Source organism: Jhaorihella thermophila, assembly GCF_900108275.1.
Lineage (GTDB): Bacteria > Pseudomonadota > Alphaproteobacteria > Rhodobacterales > Rhodobacteraceae > Jhaorihella > Jhaorihella thermophila.
In genome coordinates this window covers 75,187-92,126 of record NZ_FNVD01000011.1, presented here as the reverse complement: position 1 = coordinate 92,126, position 16,940 = coordinate 75,187, and the positions used below count along the sequence as shown (strand labels likewise).

Genomic DNA, 16,940 nt, shown 5'->3' with positions numbered 1-16,940 from the left:
CAATCTTGAATGCGACCAGGGAACAATCGGAAGGTCGCGGAATGGAACTGACACGCAGGACGTTTCTGCATGGGGCCGGTGCCGGGCTGGCGCTGGCCGTGACTGGCGCCGCGCGCACCGGCTGGACCGCGACCACGCTGAACCTGGGAAGCGCCGAGCTGACGACGCTGTCGGACGGCTATCTGGTGCAGCCAAGAAACTTCGTGCTCGGCGGCATGCCCGAGGCCGAATACATGCCGATCCTGCGCAGGCACGGTCTTTCGCCCGAAGAGTTTCGCCCCGAATGCAACGTCACGCTCTTCCGCGACGGCGACCGCGTGGTGTTGTTCGACGCAGGCTCGGGCTCCGGCTTTCTGCCCACCGTCGGCACCCTGCCCGAGGCCATGGACGCGATCGGGCTGAACCCCGAGGACGTGACCCATGTGGTGTTCACCCACGGCCACGCCGATCACCTGTGGGGCGTTCTGGACGACTTTGACGAACCATTCTTTCCCAACGCCAAGCATATGATGGGCCGCGTCGAATTCGACTACTGGTTCGACCCGGACACGGTGAACCGGATCGCCCCGACCCGCACCAACATGGCGGTGGGGGCCAAGCGGCGGCTGGACTTGCTGGCCGACCGGATCACGCTGTTCGACGATGGCGAAGAGATCCTGCCCAACGTCGCCGCCCGCATGACTCCCGGCCACACGCCGGGCCACATGAGTTTCGAAATCCGCGGCGGGTCCGAATCGGTCATGATCCTGGGCGACGCGGTGACCAATCACCACATCAACTTCGAACGCCCCGAAATGGGTTCGGCGGTGGATCAGGACCGGCAGATGGGGGCAGATACCCGCGTTCTGCTTCTGGACCAGATCGCCCACGCGCAAATGGGCGTGATCGGTTTTCACCTTCCCCAGGGCGGCATCGGACGGGTCGAAAGGCTGGGCGATGCCTATCGCTATGTGCCCGAAACCGGCTGACGGGAACCCCATGTCCTCCATCCGCGCCCTGATCTTTGACGTGGACGGCACGCTGGCCGAGACCGAAGAGCTCCACCGTCGTGCGTTCAACGAAACCTTTGCCGAGGAAGGACTCGGTTGGCGCTGGGACCGCGACCTCTACCGGGAGTTACTGAAAACGACCGGCGGAAAGGAGCGGATGCGCGCCGATATCCGCGACCACGGGCCGAAGGTTGCGCCGGACGACGCGAAGATTCCCGAAATCCACAAGCGCAAGACCGCGCGCTACGCCGCCCTCATGGCGGCGGGCGAGATCGCGCTGCGCCCCGGCATTGCCGCGCTGATCGAGGACGCCCGCGCCCGGGACGTTCGCGTCGCCGTGGCCACCACCACCAACCTGCCCAACGTGGACGCGCTGACCCGCGCCTGCTGGGGCAAGCCGGCCGACGAGGTGTTCGACGTGATCGCCGCCGGCGACATGGTGGCCGCCAAGAAACCCGCGCCGGACGTCTACCTGCTGGCGCTTGAGCGGCTCGGGCTGGACCCCGCCGATTGCCTTGCCTTCGAGGACAGCCGCAACGGGCTGCTTTCGGCCAGGGCTGCGGGTCTGCGCTGCATCGTCTCGCCCGGCCCCTATACCGCCGATCAGGACTTTGCCGAGGCGGGCGCGGTGCTGGACTGTTTTTCGGAGGTTTCCACGATCGACCGGCTGCGCGCGCTATTCCCGGTCATTGCCTGAAGGAAAGGACACCCCATGGCTGCAATCCCTCCCGTCTGCGAATTCGGCCTGAAGGCCCCGGATTTCGACCTGCCCGGCACCGACGGGCGCAACTGGCGGCTGGCGGACGTGGCAGGCCCCAAGGGCACGCTCATCATGTTCATCTGCAACCACTGTCCCTATGTGATGGCGGTGATCGACCGGATCGTGCGGGATGCGCGCGACCTCCAAGAGCTGGGCATCGGTGTCGCGGCGATCAGCTCGAACGACGCCACTGCCTATCCCGCCGACAGTTTCGACAACATGAAGAAACTGGCCGAGGAACGGGGATTCACCTTCCCCTACCTCTATGACGAATCGCAGGGCGTGGCCCGCGCCTACGGCGCCGTCTGCACGCCGGATTTCTTTGGCTACAACGCCGATCTGGAACTGCAATATCGGGGGCGGCTGGATGCCTCGCGCAAGGAAGCCGGCCCGCCGGACCTGCGCCGCGACCTTTTTGAGGCGATGAAGCAGATCGCCGAGACGGGCCGCGGACCCAAAGAGCAGATCCCGTCCATGGGCTGTTCGATCAAGTGGAAGGAAAACGCGTGACTGCGATCGTCTTCGACCTGGACGGCACGCTGGTGGACAGCGCGCCCGATATTCGTGCCGCGGCCAACGCGATGCTGCGCGACCAGGGCCTTGCGCCGCTGGATCTGCCGACCATCACCTCGTTCATCGGCAACGGGCTGCCAAAGCTGGTCGAGCGGGTGATTCGCCACACCGGGCTGGACATGGCGCGGCATGAGGAACTGACGCAGCTGACGCTTGACCACTACAGCCGCGCCTCGTGCGACCTGACCGCGCCCTATCCCGGCCTGCGCGAAGTGCTGCCGCAACTGCGCGAGGCCGGATTCGCACTGGGCATCTGCACCAACAAGCCCGAGGCGCCCGCCCGCGACATCCTCGACGCGCTGGACCTTGCCGGGTTCTTCGACGCGGTGATCGGCGGCGACACCCTGCCGGTGCGCAAACCCGATCCCGAGCCGCTCAACCGGACCTTCGGTCAGCTGGGCCGCGGGGCGGGCATCTATGTCGGCGACAGCGAGATCGACGCCGAAACCGCCCGGCGCGCGGGCGTTCCCTTCCTGTTGTTCACCGAAGGCTACCGCAAGTCGCCGGTCGAGGCGCTGCCCCATAACGCGCGGTTCGACCGCTACGCCGACCTGCCGGCGCTGATCGAACGGGTCCAGGCGGGCTGAGCGCAAGATTTCCCTACGTCACGCCGACCGGGGCGGGTATCGTCAGGGGGCAGTTTCAGCCGGGGAACCACCGATGCTCGACAAGTCCCGCAAACCGACCTGGACCAGTTTCGGAAACGCCACCCGCGAGGATTTCCTGGCGGTGATGGAATATGACGAGGCCTACAACAACGCCCTGCCCGACCGGATCCTCGACGCGATTCGCGCGCTGGACGAGGAATGGACCGCCTATCCGGTCAACCGCTACCAGCACAGCCTGCAGGCCGCGACCCGCGCCTGGGAAGACGGCGCCGACGAGGAAATCATCGTCGCCGCGCTGGTGCACGACATCGGCGACACCCTGTCGCCCTACAACCACGGCGAGCTGGCCGCGGCGATGATGAAGCCCTATGTTTCGGAACGAACGCACTGGATTCTGAAACACCACTGCGTGTTCCAGGGCTATTACTACAACCACCATCTGGGCGGGGACCGGCACGCGCGCGAAAAATACCGCGACAGCCCCCATTACGAGGCCTGCAAGGATTTCTGCCACAAATACGATCAGTGCGCCTTTGACCCGGATTACCCGACCAGGCCGCTGGAGTTCTTCGAACCCATGCTGCGCCGGGTGCTGAACCGGCGCAAGGGCCACATGGAGCTGGCCGAACGCGCCGACGACTGAACCCGGCGGGCTCAGAGTTTCGACGAGATGACGCCGGTGGCGAACCCGCCCATGCGAAGCTCTCCGAACAGGCGCTGATATTCGATTTTGGGACAACGATTCTGGATCACGTCCACGCCGCGCGCCTCGGCCCTGGCGGCGGCCTCGGGGTGTTCGACGCCGATCTGCATCCAGATGGTCTGAAGCTCGGGGAAAGCCTCGAGCGCCGCATCGACGATCGGCGGCACGGCTTCGGACCGGCGGAAGATGTCCACCATGTCTACCTTGTCCTCGATCTCTTCGAGCGATCCCACGACGGTCTGGCCGAACAACATCTTGCCTGCGTGGCCGGGATTGACCGGGATCACCCTGAACCCCTTCAGCCCCAGATAACGCGCCACATAATAGCTGGGCCGCACCGGGTTCATCGACACGCCCACCACCGCGATGGTCCGGGTGCGGGTCAGGATCTTCTTGAGGAATTCGTCACTGTAGTCAGGCATGGCCGCACCCTAAATCCGGCCCGCCGCCAAGGGAAGCGGCAAAGAAAAAGGCGTCCGGCAAATCCGGACGCCAAGTTTGGAACGAGGGACAGTGAAATGACCTGCGGCAGTTCCAATCCGCGGTCACTGTGTCATTTAGGCAAACATTCTCAGAAAAAAAGAGACCGGTCGCATTTTTGTGATTGATTTGGCGATTTTTTACCGATCCGCAGCCATTATTGCCCCAGAACGGCCGGCCAGTTGGCCTCTGCCAGCGCGAGGTTGCCGGGAATGTCCCGCTCCCACGCCCGTTTCAATGCCGGATCGTGAATCAGATACAGGTGGCCACCAACGATTCGCCATGCCCTTGGGTCACCGGCAGCAAGATGCCCGCGGGACACCGCATAGGCGCAATAGCCCCCGAACCGGGGCGCATAGGCGCGCGGGTTGGATTCGAAGGTTTCTCGGTTGTCCTCGCTGGCGAAACGCCAGACCGCGCCCTTCCACTGCACGGCGATGTCGGGGCGGCCCCGGACGGCCTGGCCCTGCCGGAAATAGGCCACTGTGTCATAGCCGCGAATCGCCACGCCGCCCTCGGCACTGACGACCGGAGGGTCGGCCCATGCAGAGACGGTCATCACGAAAAGGGCGGCAAAAAGGGCGAACGGGCGGCGTAGGGGCATTGCAAACGGAACGGTTCTTGAGCGGATGCCCAAAGAATGCCCCCTGATCCGGCCGTTGCCTAGCCCACCTGACAGCGACGTGAATGATGGTGGCTGATTCGTGACCTCAGCGCCGCGCCGCATAGAGCGCCACTGCCGCCGCGTTCGACACGTTGAGCGACCCGAAAGGCCCGGCAGAGTCGATGCGCACCAGCTTGTCCACGGTGTCGCGGGTCTTGGCGCGCAGGCCCGGCCCCTCGGCCCCCAGCACCAGCGCGATCGGGCGCTCACGCTGGCCCTCCAGGGCCTGTTCGATGGCTTCCTCTGCCTCGCCCGCCAGCCCCAGAACGAGGAACCCCATGTCCTGAAGTTCGCGAATCGTTTCGGCCAGGTTGCGAACCCGCAGATAGGGCTGCCGCTCCAGCGCGCCGCTGGCCGTCTTGGCCAGCGCGCCGGTTTCGGGCGCGGAATGCTGGCGCGGAGCGACCACGGCGGAGGCCCCGAATACCTCGGCCGAGCGCAGGATCGCGCCGACATTGTGCGGATCGGTCACGCGGTCCAGCAGAACCAGCCGGGGCGCCTGCCCCATGCAGTGATCGGCAACCGCCCCCCAGTTCAACGGCTTCACCTCGAGCGCCGCACCCTGATGGACGGAACCGGGATCGATGGGCGCGGGGAACTTGCGCGGATCGGCCAGCTCGGGCGCGATCCCCGCTGCCCGGACTGCGTCGGCCAGCTTGTCAAAGGCGTTCTTGGTCACGATCAGGCGCAGCTTTTCCCGGCGCGGGTTGTGCAGCGCATCCCGCACCGCATGCAGGCCGAACAGCCAGACCGTTTCCTGCGCGGCGGCCTTGCGCGCGCGCTCTTTCTCGACCACCCATTTCGGCTTTTTCATGGTCAGAGCCCTCTTGCGGGACCGCGCGATGCCGGCGGGGTCCGAAGGTTGAAAATTTGCTGTTGACGACCCATTTCCACGCTAGTAATCACGCGATCGCACCGGGCGCAACCGCACCGGGGCATGGGCGACAGGCCGCAAGGTGTGGCAGGGGACTGTAACTCCCTCGCGGAGACGCATGCTAGGTTCGATTCCTAGGTCGCCCACCATCTCTCCTTTCACGACAGACAGCTCGCGACAGACTGCTGATGCCACGCGCCTCAGGGCCACTTGGCCATCGGCGGCAGGCTCATCAGCACCGCGTTGGCATCGTGCCCCGTGGCGAGCCCGAACTTTGTCCCCCGGTCATAGACCAGGTTGTATTCGGCATAGAGCCCGCGGTGGATCAGCTGCGCATCCTTGTCCGCGTCGGTCCAGTCCTGCGCGCGGCGACGTTCGACCAGAGGCATATAGGCCGGCAGGAAGGCGCGCCCGATGTCCTGCGTCAGCGCAAAATCCGCCTGCCAGTCGCCGGTGCAGTAGTCATCCATGAAGATGCCCCCCACACCGCGCGCGCGGTGCCGGTGCGGGATGTAGAAATATTCGTCCGCCCAGGCCTTGAGCCGCGGATAGTGCCCGGTGCCGTGGGGGTCGAGATATGCCTTTTGCGTGGCGTGGAAATGGGCGGTGTCCTCGTCATATTCGATGCAGGGGTTCAGGTCCGACCCGCCCCCGAACCACCAGCCATGCGGGGTCCAGAACATGCGCGTGTTCATGTGCACCGCCGGCACATGCGGGTTCTGCATATGCGCCACGAGGCTGATGCCCGAGGCCCAGAAACGCGGATCGTCCGCCATGCCCGGCAGCCCCTTGCGCGCCATCATCGCCTTTTGTGCGGCCTCGCCCAGCTGTCCATAGACGGTCGAGACGTTCACGCCGACCTTTTCGAACACGCGCCCGCCGCGCATCACGCTCATCAGCCCGCCGCCGGCGTCAGACCCGTCCTCGGAGGCGCGGCGCGTCTCGGTCACCTCGAACCGGCCCGGCGCGCGATCCGACAGCGGCCCTTGGGCGTGGCTGTCCTCGAGCCCCTCGAAGGCCGCCACGATCTCGTCACGCAAGCGCCGGAACCAGGCGCTCGCGGTGGCCTTTTCGGTTTCCATCATGTCGGTCATGGGTGTCTCCGATCAATGCGCGGGAACGGCCACCGGATCCAGCAGGCTGCGCCCGCCGTCCACGGTCAGAACCTGGCCGGTCATGAATTCGGATGCGTCCGAGGCAAGGAACTGCGCGGTATCGGCGAGCTCGGAGGCCGCGCCGATCCGCCCAAGGGGCGTGCCGGCCTCGATCGCTGCGCGATATTCGCGGTTCTCCTTCAGCGTCGCCTGCAACGAAGCACTCATCACCGACCCGAAGGCGACCGCGTTGACCCGGATCCGGTGCGGCGCCAGCGCCACGGCCAGCGACCGCGTCATCTGGTTCAGCGCCGCGGCGGAAACCGAATAGGCCAGCAGGTCGGGCCGGGTGTGATCCGCCGCGATCGAGCTGATGTTGATGATCGAACCCGCCATGCCCTCTTCGCGGCCTTCGGCCTGCCGGATCATCCGCCGGGCGACCTGTTGGGAAAGGCGCAGCGCCGACATCAGGTTCTGGTTCATCAGCGTCATCACCGAATCGTCCTCCGGGTCCAGCGGGTCCGAAACCGCGAACCGGCGCGCGCCGTTCACGAGTATGTCGATGGTTTCAAACGCATCCACCGTCGCGGACAACAGATTGGCCACGGTCAGCTTTTCCCGAAGATCGCCGGCAAAATAGCGGACGTTTCCCTCTTCGATCTGTTCGCCCAGCTCGGCGATCAGCCCGTCTTCGTCGATATCGGCGAACATGACATTCGCGCCGGCCTCGGCGAATTGCCGCCCGATCGCCAGGCCGATGCCGTTGGCGGCGCCGGTCACGATCGCGGTCTTGCCGGCGATGGAAAAGGACATTCAGACTCTCCCTCCTTGCGGCCCGTTGCGCGGGCTCTGGATGCGGGAATCGCCCCGCACTTGGGCGCGCAGCTTAACCGGCATCAGCGGCGCGAGCGAGAGGGTCGAGACGCGCGCAGAACCTTGAACCGCTTGTCGCCGCCGATTTCGCCCACCTCGCGGAACCGGTCGGTCAGCGCGGCCTCGTAGGGCAGGTGACGGTTCGCCACGAGCCACAGCACGCCGTTGGGCGCCAACACCCGCGCCGCCGCATCTATGAAGGCCCGGCCAAGCGCCGGATCCGCCGCGCGGGTGACGTGAAACGGCGGGTTCGTGACCACCGCGTCCAGCGGCCGCTCGGGCGTCCAGCCGGCCACGTCCGCCCAGTGGAACCGGGCGCGCGGATCGGCGATGTTCCGCCGCGCGCAGTGCAGCGCCATGTGATCGGCCTCGACCAGATCCAGGGTTTCCAGCCGCTCATCCCGCAGAAGCCGCGCAGCCAGATACCCCCACCCCGCGCCAAAGTCGGCGACGTGGCGCCCCGGATGCGCGGGCAGCGCCTCGGCCAGCAGGCGCGAGGCCGGGTCGATCGCGTCGGCCGAGAACACGCCCGGCGCGGTGTGAAAGCCTTCGACCACCTGCGCATCGGGCGCGCGCCAGTCGGCAAAGACGGTGGGATTGGGTCGGAACCAGAAGATCTTGCCATGGGCCTTGGCGATCGGCCCCTCGACCGGCACCCGCTTGCGCACCTCTTTCAGCAGACTGTCGATGCCGTCGGTCTTGGCTCCGTCCACCACCACCAGATCCGACGCCCGCGCGGAGGCATCCGCCAGAAGCGCGCGCGCCTGCGCCTTGGCGCGCGGCAGAAACACCACGGCGACGGCGCAGTCGCCATCCGCTTCGGCCACCGTGTCGAAACCCGCCTGCCGGAAATGGTCGAAGAACGGCCGGAACGGTTGCACCACCTGCACGCGGTCGCGGGGCAGCGCCGACAGGTCCGCGCCCGGTTGCGGCAGGATGGCCGAGATGACGCCGTCATCCGGCAAGACGAGACCGCCCCCGTCCAGGGCAAGGGTCAGGCGCGATGCAGCCATGGGTTCGGGATCAGTCCTCTTTTTCCATCGTGCACTGCAACGGGTGCTGATGGCGGCGGGCAAAGTCCATCACCTGCCCGACCTTGGTTTCGGCGATCTCGTGGGTGAACACGCCCACCACGGCCACGCCTTTCTTGTGTACGGTCAGCATCACCTCGAAGGCCTGCGCGTGGGTCATGCCAAAGAACCGTTCGAGCACATGAACCACGAACTCCATCGGCGTGTAGTCGTCGTTCAGCATCAGCACCTTGTAGAGCGGAGGCCGCTGGGTGCGCGTTCGGGTCTCGACGACGACCGAGGTTCCCTCGCCCCCGCCGTCCGGCTTGTCCGACATCATCAATAGCCCTTGCAACATCGCGCGCCCTGGAAATCGTTGCGGTTCGTCTTTCGCGGCGTTCCTTATATATCCTTTTGACCGCCTTGGAAAAGCCCAAGCGCACCAGATTCCGGCCGCGCCCTCGTGCACGCGGCGGGCGCGCGGGCTTGATCGTCGGTTTCGGGACATCCCAGCAACGGTCCCGGGGTGTCGCCAGCACCATTTTCGTGGACAGCCGCGCCCCCTTCGCTCACGGTTTCCTTGTCACGATACGGAGTCGTCAGATGCGCAGCACCCGCACCATCCATGTCATTTCCGCTCATGCCGAGGGCGAAGTCGGCGACGTCATCGTCGGCGGCGTGATGCCGCCGCCCGGCGACACCGTCTGGGCACAGCGTCGCTGGATCGCCGAGGACGAAACCCTGCGCAACTTTGTCCTGAACGAACCGCGCGGTGGCGTGTTCCGGCATGTGAACCTTCTGGTCCCGCCCAAAGATCCCCGCGCCGATGCCGCCTTTATCGTGATGGAGCCCGAGGACACCCCGCCCATGTCCGGTTCCAACTCGATCTGCGTCGCCACCGTCCTGCTGGACGGCGGATTGATCCCGATACAGGAGCCGGTGACCGATCTTGTGCTCGAAGCCCCAGGCGGGCTGGTCCATGTCCGCGCACAATGCGAAGGGGGCAAGGCCAGATCCATCACTGTGCGCAACCTGCCCAGCTTTGCCGACAAGCTGGGCGCGGCGCTCGAGGTCGAGGGGCTGGGCACGCTCAAGGTCGATACCGCATTCGGCGGCGACAGTTTCGTGATCGTCGATGCAGCGGCGCTTGGCTTTTCGATCACCCCGGACGAGGCGGCCGACATCGCCCGAATTGGCACACGCATCACCGATGCGGCCAATGAACAGCTGGGGTTTTGCCACCCCGAGCTGTCCGGCTGGGAGCACATTTCATTCTGCAATTTCGCCGCACCGCTCGCGGAAACGAAGGAGGGGTTCAGGACGCGCTCGGCGGTCGCGATCCGGCCCGGCAAGATCGACCGGTCGCCATGCGGCACCGGGGTTTCGGCGCGCATGGCGGCGCTGCTTGCGGCGGGACGGATGCGGCCGGGACAGGTGCTCGATACCCGTTCGATCATCGGCTCGCGCTTCATCGGACGCATCGTCGGTGAAACCGCCGTGGGCGGGCGTCCCGCCATTCTGCCCGAGATCACCGGACGCGGATGGATCACCGGCATTCACCAGCACATGCTGGATCCCGACGACCCCTGGCCCGGCGGCTATCGCCTGACCGATACCTGGGGCGCGCGCTGAATTGGTGGACCGGTCCGGCTTGGGGGATCACCCGTCGCCAAGGGGCTAGCCACGGCGAACCGGTTCCGCGGGCGGTCAAGAGGTCGCAATCTCGTACTTGTGAGCGTTCCGCCCCTATCTATCCCGCGGAGCCGGGTGTAACAACGGCCCGGCCCTTCGGGCGGTCCGAACGACCCGCGCAGGAGACATGGAATGACCGTGCTCACGGCAATTCTGACGCTGATCCTCGCCACGCTGCTGACCCCAGCGCAGGCGGCAACCTCGCAGGCCTTCACCTCCGAGGCGGCAACGGCACGGCTCGTTACCGCCAATGATGGGGTCGCCCCCGGCGCGGCAACCCTATCAGCGGGGCTGCAAGTGACGCTGAAGGACGGCTGGAAGACCTACTGGCGTTCGGCCGGAGAAGTCGGGATTCCGCCCGCCATCGACTGGTCGGGATCGGAAAACGTGGCCGAGGTGCAGTTCATGTGGCCTGCCCCGCACCGGTTCCGTGCCTTCGGAATCGAGAATTTCGGTTACAAGGACGAAGTGCTTTTTCCCCTGAGCATCGCGCTGAAGGAACCGGGCAAGCCGGTAAGGCTGCGGGCGCGGGTCAACATGCTGACCTGTGCGCAGGTCTGCATACCGCAGGACTTTGCGCTGTCGCTCGACCTTGGCCCCGGCGACGGGATCGACCGGGCCTCGGCCGATCGGATCGCCGCTTGGGCGGCCAGGGTGCCGACGGATGGCAACAGCGCCGGGATCGCGTTGCAGCACGCCGCGCTCGAGACCGCCCCCGAACCCGCGCTGGTGGTTGTCCTGCGCAGCGACCGGCCGTTCCGCGCCCCCGACATCTTTCCCGAGATGTCCGAGGACACCACCTTTGCCGCGCCCGACATCCGGCTGGGCGACGGCGGCCGCCTGCTTTGGGCGCGGATCCCGTTCACGAATTTCGACGACGCGGCGAACTCCGTCGCGGTGACGGTGACCGATGGCCACCGTGCGGCCAGCCTGGAGCGCACCGCGCTTGGCGCACAGGTTCCCCCGCCGCCCTATGAACGCGCGATCGCCGGGGCGAGCCTCGGGACGCTTTTGAACATGGCGATTGTGGCGCTGATCGGCGGGCTGATCCTGAACGTGATGCCCTGCGTGCTGCCGGTGCTGTCGGTCAAGCTGTCCTCGGCGATGAAAGTCGGCGCGCAGGGCGCGGCGCGGGTGCGCGCGGGGTTCCTGATGGCGTCGGCGGGGATCATCGCCTTCATGTGGGCGCTGGCCGGGGTGACGCTGGCGCTGCGTCAGGCCGGGCTCAGCGTCGGATGGGGCATCCAGTTCCAGAACCCGGTTTTCCTGGCGATCATGACGCTGCTGGTGGTGCTGTTCGCGGCCAACATGTTCGGCCTGTTCGAAATCACCCTGCCACAATCCTGGACCAGCCGCCTGGCCGCGGCATCGGGACAGCCGACATTTGCCGGCGATTTCTTCACCGGCGCCTTTGCGGCGGTGCTGGCCACGCCCTGTTCGGCCCCGTTCCTGGGCACGGCGGTCGCCTTTGCCCTGGCGGGCCGGCCGGTGGACATTTTCGTGATCTTCACGGCAATGGGACTTGGATTGGCGCTGCCCTATTTTGCCGTTGCGGCGCGTCCCGGTCTTGTCGCGTCTCTGCCCAAACCCGGACGGTGGATGATCGTCGTCAAGGCCGCGCTCGGCCTGCTGCTGGCAGGCACGGCGGCCTGGTTGCTGTGGGTGCTGGCGGGCGTCGGCGGGCGCGAAACGGCCATCGCGGTGACCGCGGCCCTGACCCTGGCCGTCGCCCTGCTGGCATTGCGCCTGCCGGAAACCGGCGGGCTGCGACGCCTGCGCGGGGCGGCGGTCGCCGGCCTTGCCGCGCTGGCCATTGCCGCCCCGCTGGTGATCGACTCCCGGATTGCCGGTGCCTCGCGCATTGCCGAGGGGCAGGAGATCGACTGGATCCCCTTCGATCGCGGCGATATCGCGCGGCGTGTCTCGAGGGGACAGATCGTGTTTCTCGACATCACCGCCGACTGGTGCATCACCTGCAAGGCGAACAAGACGCTGGTGATAAATCGCGACCCGGTGGCCGGGATCCTGAACGGAGGCGGCGACGTCGTGCCGATGCAGGCCGACTGGACCCGCCCCGACGACCGGATCGCGCGTTTCCTCAGGGACCACGGCCGCTATGGCATCCCGTTCAACGCGGTCTATGGCCCCGAGGCCCCGGACGGCGTTCTGCTGCCCGAAGTGCTGACCGCCGATCTCGTGCTGGACGCCCTGCGCAAGGCGGGCGGCGATGCCGTCACCGATCTCGCCCGCGCGAACTGACCCGACCCTATTGCCCCGCCAAGGCGTCCGCAATCACCTTGCGGCGCGGGTCATCGGCCGGCAGATCCTTCGCCAGATCCCGCGCCTTGCGATAGGCGTCCAGCGATTTTTCCGCCTCGCCCAGCACCCGGTAGGCGTTGCCGAGCCTCAGCCAGCCATCCAGATCGTCGGGCTGCTCGGCCAGGCTGTCCGCCAGCCGCTGCACCATCGACCGAATGAAGTCCTGCCGCTCTTCGGGCGTCATTTCGCTCGCCGCGGCGACATCCCCCGCGGTTGGTCCCGGCGCGGCTTGCGGCACGACGACCTGTTCGGCCCCGATCTTCTGCGCCAGCATGTCGGCGCGACGGGCAAAGGGCTTCATCCAGGGCTGGAAGGTCTTTTCTGCCTCGACCCGCGCCTTCAGCATCTCATAGGCGCGCTGCATTTCGCCCGACTGTTCCAGTGCCAGCGCCTTGTAGTAGGTCGCGGCAACGTGTTCGGGGTCCATGCCCAGCGCCTTGTCCAGCGCCGCCTCGGCCTTGGGAGAGACGATTCCATCGTCCATGTTGATGAGGATCTCGGCATGAATGGCGTAAACATCCGGCCCCAGCTGGTCGCCGCCACGCTGGATCAGCGTGGACATGGCCCATTCGGCCTCTTCCGGCTGGCCCATTTCCATATAGGTCCGCGCCAGCATCAGCCACCCTTCGGGGCGCAGCTGCGGGTCCGACACAAGGCGTTCGCGCAACCGCTTGACCAGCACGTTCATGTCGCCGACCGTGGCGCGTTCGTCGGCCCGATCGGCAAAGGGCGCCGACGGCATCTCGGGATGCCCCAGCCGGCCGTAGATCGCCACGCCCAGCACCGGCACCGCCAGCGCCGCCGCGACGATCACCCATCTTCCGCTCTGGCCACTGGCATCGGCGCGCTTGTCCGTCCGCTCGGCCGCCTTGAGCATGCGCCGTTTGATCTCGGCGCGGGCGGCCTCGGCCTCGGCGCCTGAAATCAGGCCCCGCTGCTCGTCGCGGTCCACTTCCTCAAGCTGGTCGCGATAGACGGCCTGTTCCTGTCCGGCGAATTCGCGGCGCGATCGGGCGCGCAAGGCCGGCACCACCAGAGCCAGCGTGGTCAGCGCGGTCAGGGCCGCGCCGGCGATCCAGAAATTCAACTCTCTGCCTCCGGGTTGTCGGACTGCATGATACGGGCGAGCTTTTCCTCTTCTGCCGGGTTCAGTTTTTCCGGGCCGGCCGTGTCTCGCTGACCTGTGCGACGCAACATCACGAAGATGCCTGCCCCGCCTGCGGCAAAAATCACGAACGGCGCCAGCCACAGCGCCCATGTTTCGGGCTTGAACGGCGGCTTGAACAGGACGAAGTCGCCGTAACGCGCCACGAGAAAATCCAGAACCTCCTGATCCGTGTCGCCGGCCTTGAGCCGTTCGCGGATCAGAATGCGCAGATCCCGCGCGATCCCGGCATTCGAGGTGTTGATCGGTTCGTTCTGGCAGACCACGCAGCGCACATTGGCGGAAATCGCCCGCGCCCGGGCCTCAAGCTTCGGGTCGTCCAGAATTTCGTCGGGCTCCACCGCGCGCGCCAGCATCGGCAAGAGCCCAAGCGCGACAATCAGGACAAGCGAGACCAGTCGCGTCATGACGCCGGCTCCTTCAGGCCCGCCTCGCGCAGCGCCGACAGAATCTCCTGCTGGGCATCGGCACCGACGATCGGGCCGACATACCGGTGAACCACGATGCCGTCGCCACGAATGACAAAGGTTTCCGGCACGCCCGAGATCCCCCATTCGATGCCGGCGCGGCCGGAATTGTCCCACCCGATCCGGGCATAAGGATTGCCCAGATCGTTCAGCCAGCGGCGGGCGTCATCCGCCTTGTCCTTGTAGTTCACGCCATAGAGCGTGACGCCATGTTCGCGAGCAAGCCGGCTCAGCACCGCATGCTCGGCCTTGCACGGCACGCACCATGACGCGAAGAAATTCACCAGCACGGGCCGACCTCCGGCGGTCAGATCCGCCGTGCTCAGCCCCGGCGTGCCAAGCTCCGGCACCGGATCAAGCGCAATCGCCGGCGCGGGCCGGCCGATCAGCACCGACGGAATGCGGCTCGGGTCGCGGTCCGCGACAAGGCCCCAGAGCGCAAAGCCGCCGATCGCGACCGCGACGATCAAGGGAAGGAACCAGAGTATGCGTTTCATCTACCCTCTCACTCAGCAGGGGCTGCGGCCATGCCGCGGCGTCTGTCGCGCGCGGGGGCACCCACCCGCAGGCGGCGGTCGCTCAGCGACACGAGCCCGCCCAGGATCATCAGCGCGGCGCCCAGCCAGATGAACCGGACCAGCGGTTCATAAACCACGCGCAACGTCCACGTGTTGCGGATGTTTTCATCCGCGGGTTCGCGAATCGAGGTGTAAAGGTCGCCGAGAACGGTCGATCTGATCGCCGATTCCGTGGTCTGCGACCGTGCAAAGGTATAGTTGCGCCGTTCCGGATAAAGCGTCGTGACCGGCTTGCCGTCGCGGGTCACGTCCAGGATCCCACGGATCGCCTCATAGTTCGGGCCCTTAACCCGTTCGGAGCCGCGAAAGGTCAGCTCGAAGCCGGCAACCTCGACCGTGCTGCCCGGCTCGGCAAAGGCGACGGTCTCGGATTTCCAGATTGTCGAGCCGACGAACCCGAAGATGCAAACAGCAAGCCCCAGATGCGCCAGCGACATGCCCCAGGCCGAACGGGGCAGGTTGCGGGCACGGCGCAGCGATTCCGAAAGAGGCGCCTTGCCCAGCTTGATCCGCCAAGCCCATTCCTGGACGGTGGCAAGCAGCAGAAAGGTTGCCGCGAAAATCGACGCCGCAGCAAGGATCGACCCTTCGGTGGTCACGGCCCAGATGGCGATGCCGGCGACCAGGCTGACCCCGGCTACCAGCTTGAGCCGATCGAGTACGCCGCCCAGGTCAGCCCGCTTCCACGACAGGAATGGACCGATGCCGGCCAGGATTACCATCGGCAGCATCACCGGCACGAAGGCCGCGTTGTAATAGGGCGGCCCGACCGAGATCTTTTCGCCCGTCACCGCTTCGAGCGCCAGCGGATATAGCGTGCCGAACAGCACCGTTGCCGCGCCCGTCGCCAGCAGCAGGTTGTTGATGAGCAACGCGCTTTCCCGGCTGACGGGGCGGTAGAGACCGCCGCCTTCCATTGCTGGCGCACGCCAGGCGAACAGGGCAAATGAGCCAATGATCGCGATCCCCAGAAGCAGCAGGATGTAAACGCCGCGCGAGGGGTCGGTGGCAAAGGCATGCACCGAGGTCAGCACCCCCGAGCGCACCACGAACGTCCCCAGCAGCGACAGCGAGAAGGTCAGAATCGCCAACAGAATGGTCCAGCTTTTCAACGAGTCCCGCTTTTCCACCACGATCGCCGAATGCAGCAGCGCCGTTCCCACCAGCCAAGGCATGAAGCTAACGTTTTCGACCGGATCCCAGAACCACCAGCCGCCCCAGCCCAGTTCGTAATAGGCCCACCATGACCCCAGAACGATCCCGCCGGTCAGAAACGTCCAGGCCGCCAGCGTCCAGGGGCGCACCCAGCGCGCCCAAGCCGGATCGACGCGGCCCTCGATCAGGGCGGCAACGGCGAATGAGAACACGATCGAAAACCCGACATAGCCGAGATAGAGGAACGGTGGATGCAGGGCGAGGCCGATATCCTGCAACAGCGGGTTCATGTCCTGACCGTCCAGCGGCGGGTTGACAAGCCGTGCAAACGGGTTCGAGGTGAACAGCATGAACGACAGAAAGCCGACCGAGATCCAGCCCTGAACACTCAGCGTGCGCGCCCGCAGCGCATCGGGAATGTTGGCGCCGAACAGGGCCACGCCGCCGCCAAAGATGGTCAGGATCAACACCCACAGCAAGAGCGAGCCCTCGTGGCTGCCCCAGGTTCCGGCGATCTTGTAGATCATCGGTTTCATCGAATGCGAATTCTCGGCCACGTTTCGCACCGAGAAATCGCTGACGACAAAGGACCACATCAGCGCCCCGAAGGCGATCGCGACCAGCGCCAGCTGAACCAGCGCCAAGCTCTGCCCCGACCGCATCCAGGCGAGGTTGCCGCGAGACGCGCCCAGCATGGGCAAGATGCTCTGGATCAACGCTACTGCCAGAGCCAGCGACAGGGCAAGATGACCGACTTCGGGAATCATGTTCGGCTTCCTCAGTTGCGCGGCGGGTTACACCGTCAACGTTGGGACTTCCAGTAGGCGGAATGTCAAGGATTAACATCTGGGATGCAAGCCTCTCGCGGCAACGTGACCCGGTCTGCGCGGCCGTCCGCCAAGGATGAGACTGCGCCTCCCGCGCCGGAAACGGCAA

At 66.1% G+C, this 16,940-nt stretch carries 18 protein-coding genes and 1 tRNA gene; 8 read left to right on the top strand and 11 right to left on the bottom strand.

Annotated features, from left to right (window positions below):
• Positions 1–41: 41 nt before the first annotated feature.
• From C4S70_RS13380 to C4S70_RS13360, 5 genes are all read left to right on the top strand, one after another.
• Positions 42–968 carry an MBL fold metallo-hydrolase gene (locus C4S70_RS13380; protein ID WP_104008613.1) on the top strand — a complete coding sequence of 309 codons (927 nt, stop codon included), beginning with the start codon at positions 42–44 and terminating at the stop codon, positions 966–968.
• A 10-nt stretch (positions 969–978) separates the two neighbouring features.
• Positions 979–1,686 (top strand): HAD family hydrolase, encoded by a 708-nt coding sequence (locus C4S70_RS13375; protein ID WP_104008612.1) that lies wholly within the window; start codon positions 979–981, stop codon positions 1,684–1,686.
• Positions 1,687–1,701: 15 nt separating this feature from the next.
• Positions 1,702–2,259, top strand: a complete 558-nt coding sequence (locus C4S70_RS13370) for a thioredoxin family protein (protein WP_104008611.1) — start codon at positions 1,702–1,704, stop codon at positions 2,257–2,259.
• Complete coding sequence (gene gph, locus C4S70_RS13365; protein ID WP_104008634.1) at positions 2,256–2,909, top strand: phosphoglycolate phosphatase; 654 nt, start codon at positions 2,256–2,258, stop codon at positions 2,907–2,909. Before C4S70_RS13370 ends, gph begins: the two co-directional genes overlap by 4 nt.
• 73 nt (positions 2,910–2,982) lie before the next feature.
• Entirely contained in the window at positions 2,983–3,573 is a 591-nt protein-coding gene (locus C4S70_RS13360) for an HD domain-containing protein (protein WP_104008610.1), read from the top strand.
• Positions 3,574–3,584: 11 nt separating this feature from the next.
• Here the strand turns inward: C4S70_RS13360 and C4S70_RS13355 are convergent, their stop codons facing one another.
• The 3 genes from C4S70_RS13355 to rlmB all read right to left on the bottom strand — a co-directional run bounded on the left by C4S70_RS13355 (position 3,585) and on the right by rlmB (position 5,591).
• The gene (locus C4S70_RS13355) at positions 3,585–4,055 is read right to left on the bottom strand and encodes a CoA-binding protein (RefSeq protein WP_104008609.1); all 471 of its coding nucleotides are present in this window, start codon (positions 4,053–4,055) and stop codon (positions 3,585–3,587) included.
• A 215-nt stretch (positions 4,056–4,270) separates the two neighbouring features.
• Complete coding sequence (locus C4S70_RS13350) at positions 4,271–4,672, bottom strand: YHS domain-containing (seleno)protein (protein WP_104008633.1); 402 nt, start codon at positions 4,670–4,672, stop codon at positions 4,271–4,273.
• A gap of 151 nt (positions 4,673–4,823) precedes the next feature.
• The gene (gene rlmB / locus C4S70_RS13345; protein WP_104008608.1) at positions 4,824–5,591 is read right to left on the bottom strand and encodes a 23S rRNA (guanosine(2251)-2'-O)-methyltransferase RlmB; all 768 of its coding nucleotides are present in this window, start codon (positions 5,589–5,591) and stop codon (positions 4,824–4,826) included.
• 125 nt (positions 5,592–5,716) lie between these two features.
• On the opposite strand from rlmB, the gene C4S70_RS18670 reads away from it, so the two are divergent.
• A tRNA-Tyr gene (locus C4S70_RS18670) sits at positions 5,717–5,800 on the top strand.
• 51 nt (positions 5,801–5,851) lie between these two features.
• Here C4S70_RS18670 and hemF read toward each other — a convergent pair.
• From hemF to clpS, 4 genes are all read right to left on the bottom strand, one after another.
• Positions 5,852–6,745 (bottom strand): oxygen-dependent coproporphyrinogen oxidase, encoded by an 894-nt coding sequence (gene hemF, locus C4S70_RS13340; protein ID WP_104008607.1) that lies wholly within the window; start codon positions 6,743–6,745, stop codon positions 5,852–5,854.
• 12 nt (positions 6,746–6,757) lie between these two features.
• Positions 6,758–7,558, bottom strand: coding sequence for an SDR family NAD(P)-dependent oxidoreductase (locus tag C4S70_RS13335; protein WP_104008606.1), 801 nt, complete (start codon positions 7,556–7,558; stop codon positions 6,758–6,760).
• 83 nt (positions 7,559–7,641) lie between these two features.
• On the bottom strand, positions 7,642–8,631 hold the full coding sequence (locus C4S70_RS13330) for a class I SAM-dependent methyltransferase (protein ID WP_104008605.1): 990 nt from the start codon (positions 8,629–8,631) through the stop codon (positions 7,642–7,644).
• Between the two features lie 10 nt (positions 8,632–8,641).
• Positions 8,642–8,965, bottom strand: coding sequence for an ATP-dependent Clp protease adapter ClpS (gene clpS / locus C4S70_RS13325; protein ID WP_104008632.1), 324 nt, complete (start codon positions 8,963–8,965; stop codon positions 8,642–8,644).
• 266 nt (positions 8,966–9,231) lie between these two features.
• On the opposite strand from clpS, the gene C4S70_RS13320 reads away from it, so the two are divergent.
• Both C4S70_RS13320 and C4S70_RS13315 read left to right on the top strand, forming a co-directional pair.
• On the top strand, positions 9,232–10,260 hold the full coding sequence (locus tag C4S70_RS13320; protein WP_104008604.1) for a trans-3-hydroxy-L-proline dehydratase: 1,029 nt from the start codon (positions 9,232–9,234) through the stop codon (positions 10,258–10,260).
• Between the two features lie 192 nt (positions 10,261–10,452).
• The gene (locus C4S70_RS13315) at positions 10,453–12,579 is read left to right on the top strand and encodes a protein-disulfide reductase DsbD family protein (protein WP_104008603.1); all 2,127 of its coding nucleotides are present in this window, start codon (positions 10,453–10,455) and stop codon (positions 12,577–12,579) included.
• 7 nt (positions 12,580–12,586) lie between these two features.
• Here the strand turns inward: C4S70_RS13315 and ccmI are convergent, their stop codons facing one another.
• The 4 genes from ccmI to C4S70_RS13295 are packed head-to-tail and all read right to left on the bottom strand — an operon-like array spanning position 12,587 to position 16,771.
• Positions 12,587–13,726: a c-type cytochrome biogenesis protein CcmI gene (ccmI, locus tag C4S70_RS13310; RefSeq protein WP_104008602.1), complete on the bottom strand. Its 1,140-nt coding sequence runs from the start codon at positions 13,724–13,726 to the stop codon at positions 12,587–12,589.
• Positions 13,723–14,211 (bottom strand): cytochrome c-type biogenesis protein, encoded by a 489-nt coding sequence (locus tag C4S70_RS13305; protein ID WP_104008601.1) that lies wholly within the window; start codon positions 14,209–14,211, stop codon positions 13,723–13,725. Before C4S70_RS13305 ends, ccmI begins: the two co-directional genes overlap by 4 nt.
• Positions 14,208–14,768, bottom strand: a complete 561-nt coding sequence (locus tag C4S70_RS13300) for a DsbE family thiol:disulfide interchange protein (RefSeq protein ID WP_104008600.1) — start codon at positions 14,766–14,768, stop codon at positions 14,208–14,210. Before C4S70_RS13300 ends, C4S70_RS13305 begins: the two co-directional genes overlap by 4 nt.
• 8 nt (positions 14,769–14,776) lie before the next feature.
• Positions 14,777–16,771, bottom strand: a complete 1,995-nt coding sequence (locus C4S70_RS13295) for a heme lyase CcmF/NrfE family subunit (RefSeq protein ID WP_104008599.1) — start codon at positions 16,769–16,771, stop codon at positions 14,777–14,779.
• Positions 16,772–16,940 lie beyond the last annotated feature (169 nt).

Coding starts and splice junctions, on each gene's coding strand:
- C4S70_RS13370 (WP_104008611.1), top strand. CDS start 1,702: ATGGCTGCAATCCCTCCCGTCTGCGAATTCGGCCTGAAGGCCCCGGAT.
- rlmB (WP_104008608.1), bottom strand. CDS start 5,591: ATGAAAAAGCCGAAATGGGTGGTCGAGAAAGAGCGCGCGCGCAAGGCC.
- C4S70_RS13295 (WP_104008599.1), bottom strand. CDS start 16,771: ATGATTCCCGAAGTCGGTCATCTTGCCCTGTCGCTGGCTCTGGCAGTA.
- C4S70_RS13380 (WP_104008613.1), top strand. CDS start 42: ATGGAACTGACACGCAGGACGTTTCTGCATGGGGCCGGTGCCGGGCTG.
- C4S70_RS13360 (WP_104008610.1), top strand. CDS start 2,983: ATGCTCGACAAGTCCCGCAAACCGACCTGGACCAGTTTCGGAAACGCC.
- C4S70_RS13330 (WP_104008605.1), bottom strand. CDS start 8,631: ATGGCTGCATCGCGCCTGACCCTTGCCCTGGACGGGGGCGGTCTCGTC.
- C4S70_RS13335 (WP_104008606.1), bottom strand. CDS start 7,558: ATGTCCTTTTCCATCGCCGGCAAGACCGCGATCGTGACCGGCGCCGCC.
- C4S70_RS13300 (WP_104008600.1), bottom strand. CDS start 14,768: ATGAAACGCATACTCTGGTTCCTTCCCTTGATCGTCGCGGTCGCGATC.
- C4S70_RS13315 (WP_104008603.1), top strand. CDS start 10,453: ATGACCGTGCTCACGGCAATTCTGACGCTGATCCTCGCCACGCTGCTG.
- clpS (WP_104008632.1), bottom strand. CDS start 8,965: ATGTCGGACAAGCCGGACGGCGGGGGCGAGGGAACCTCGGTCGTCGTC.
- C4S70_RS13320 (WP_104008604.1), top strand. CDS start 9,232: ATGCGCAGCACCCGCACCATCCATGTCATTTCCGCTCATGCCGAGGGC.
- C4S70_RS13305 (WP_104008601.1), bottom strand. CDS start 14,211: ATGACGCGACTGGTCTCGCTTGTCCTGATTGTCGCGCTTGGGCTCTTG.
- C4S70_RS13375 (WP_104008612.1), top strand. CDS start 979: ATGTCCTCCATCCGCGCCCTGATCTTTGACGTGGACGGCACGCTGGCC.
- C4S70_RS13350 (WP_104008633.1), bottom strand. CDS start 4,672: ATGACCGTCTCTGCATGGGCCGACCCTCCGGTCGTCAGTGCCGAGGGC.
- hemF (WP_104008607.1), bottom strand. CDS start 6,745: ATGACCGACATGATGGAAACCGAAAAGGCCACCGCGAGCGCCTGGTTC.
- C4S70_RS13355 (WP_104008609.1), bottom strand. CDS start 4,055: ATGCCTGACTACAGTGACGAATTCCTCAAGAAGATCCTGACCCGCACC.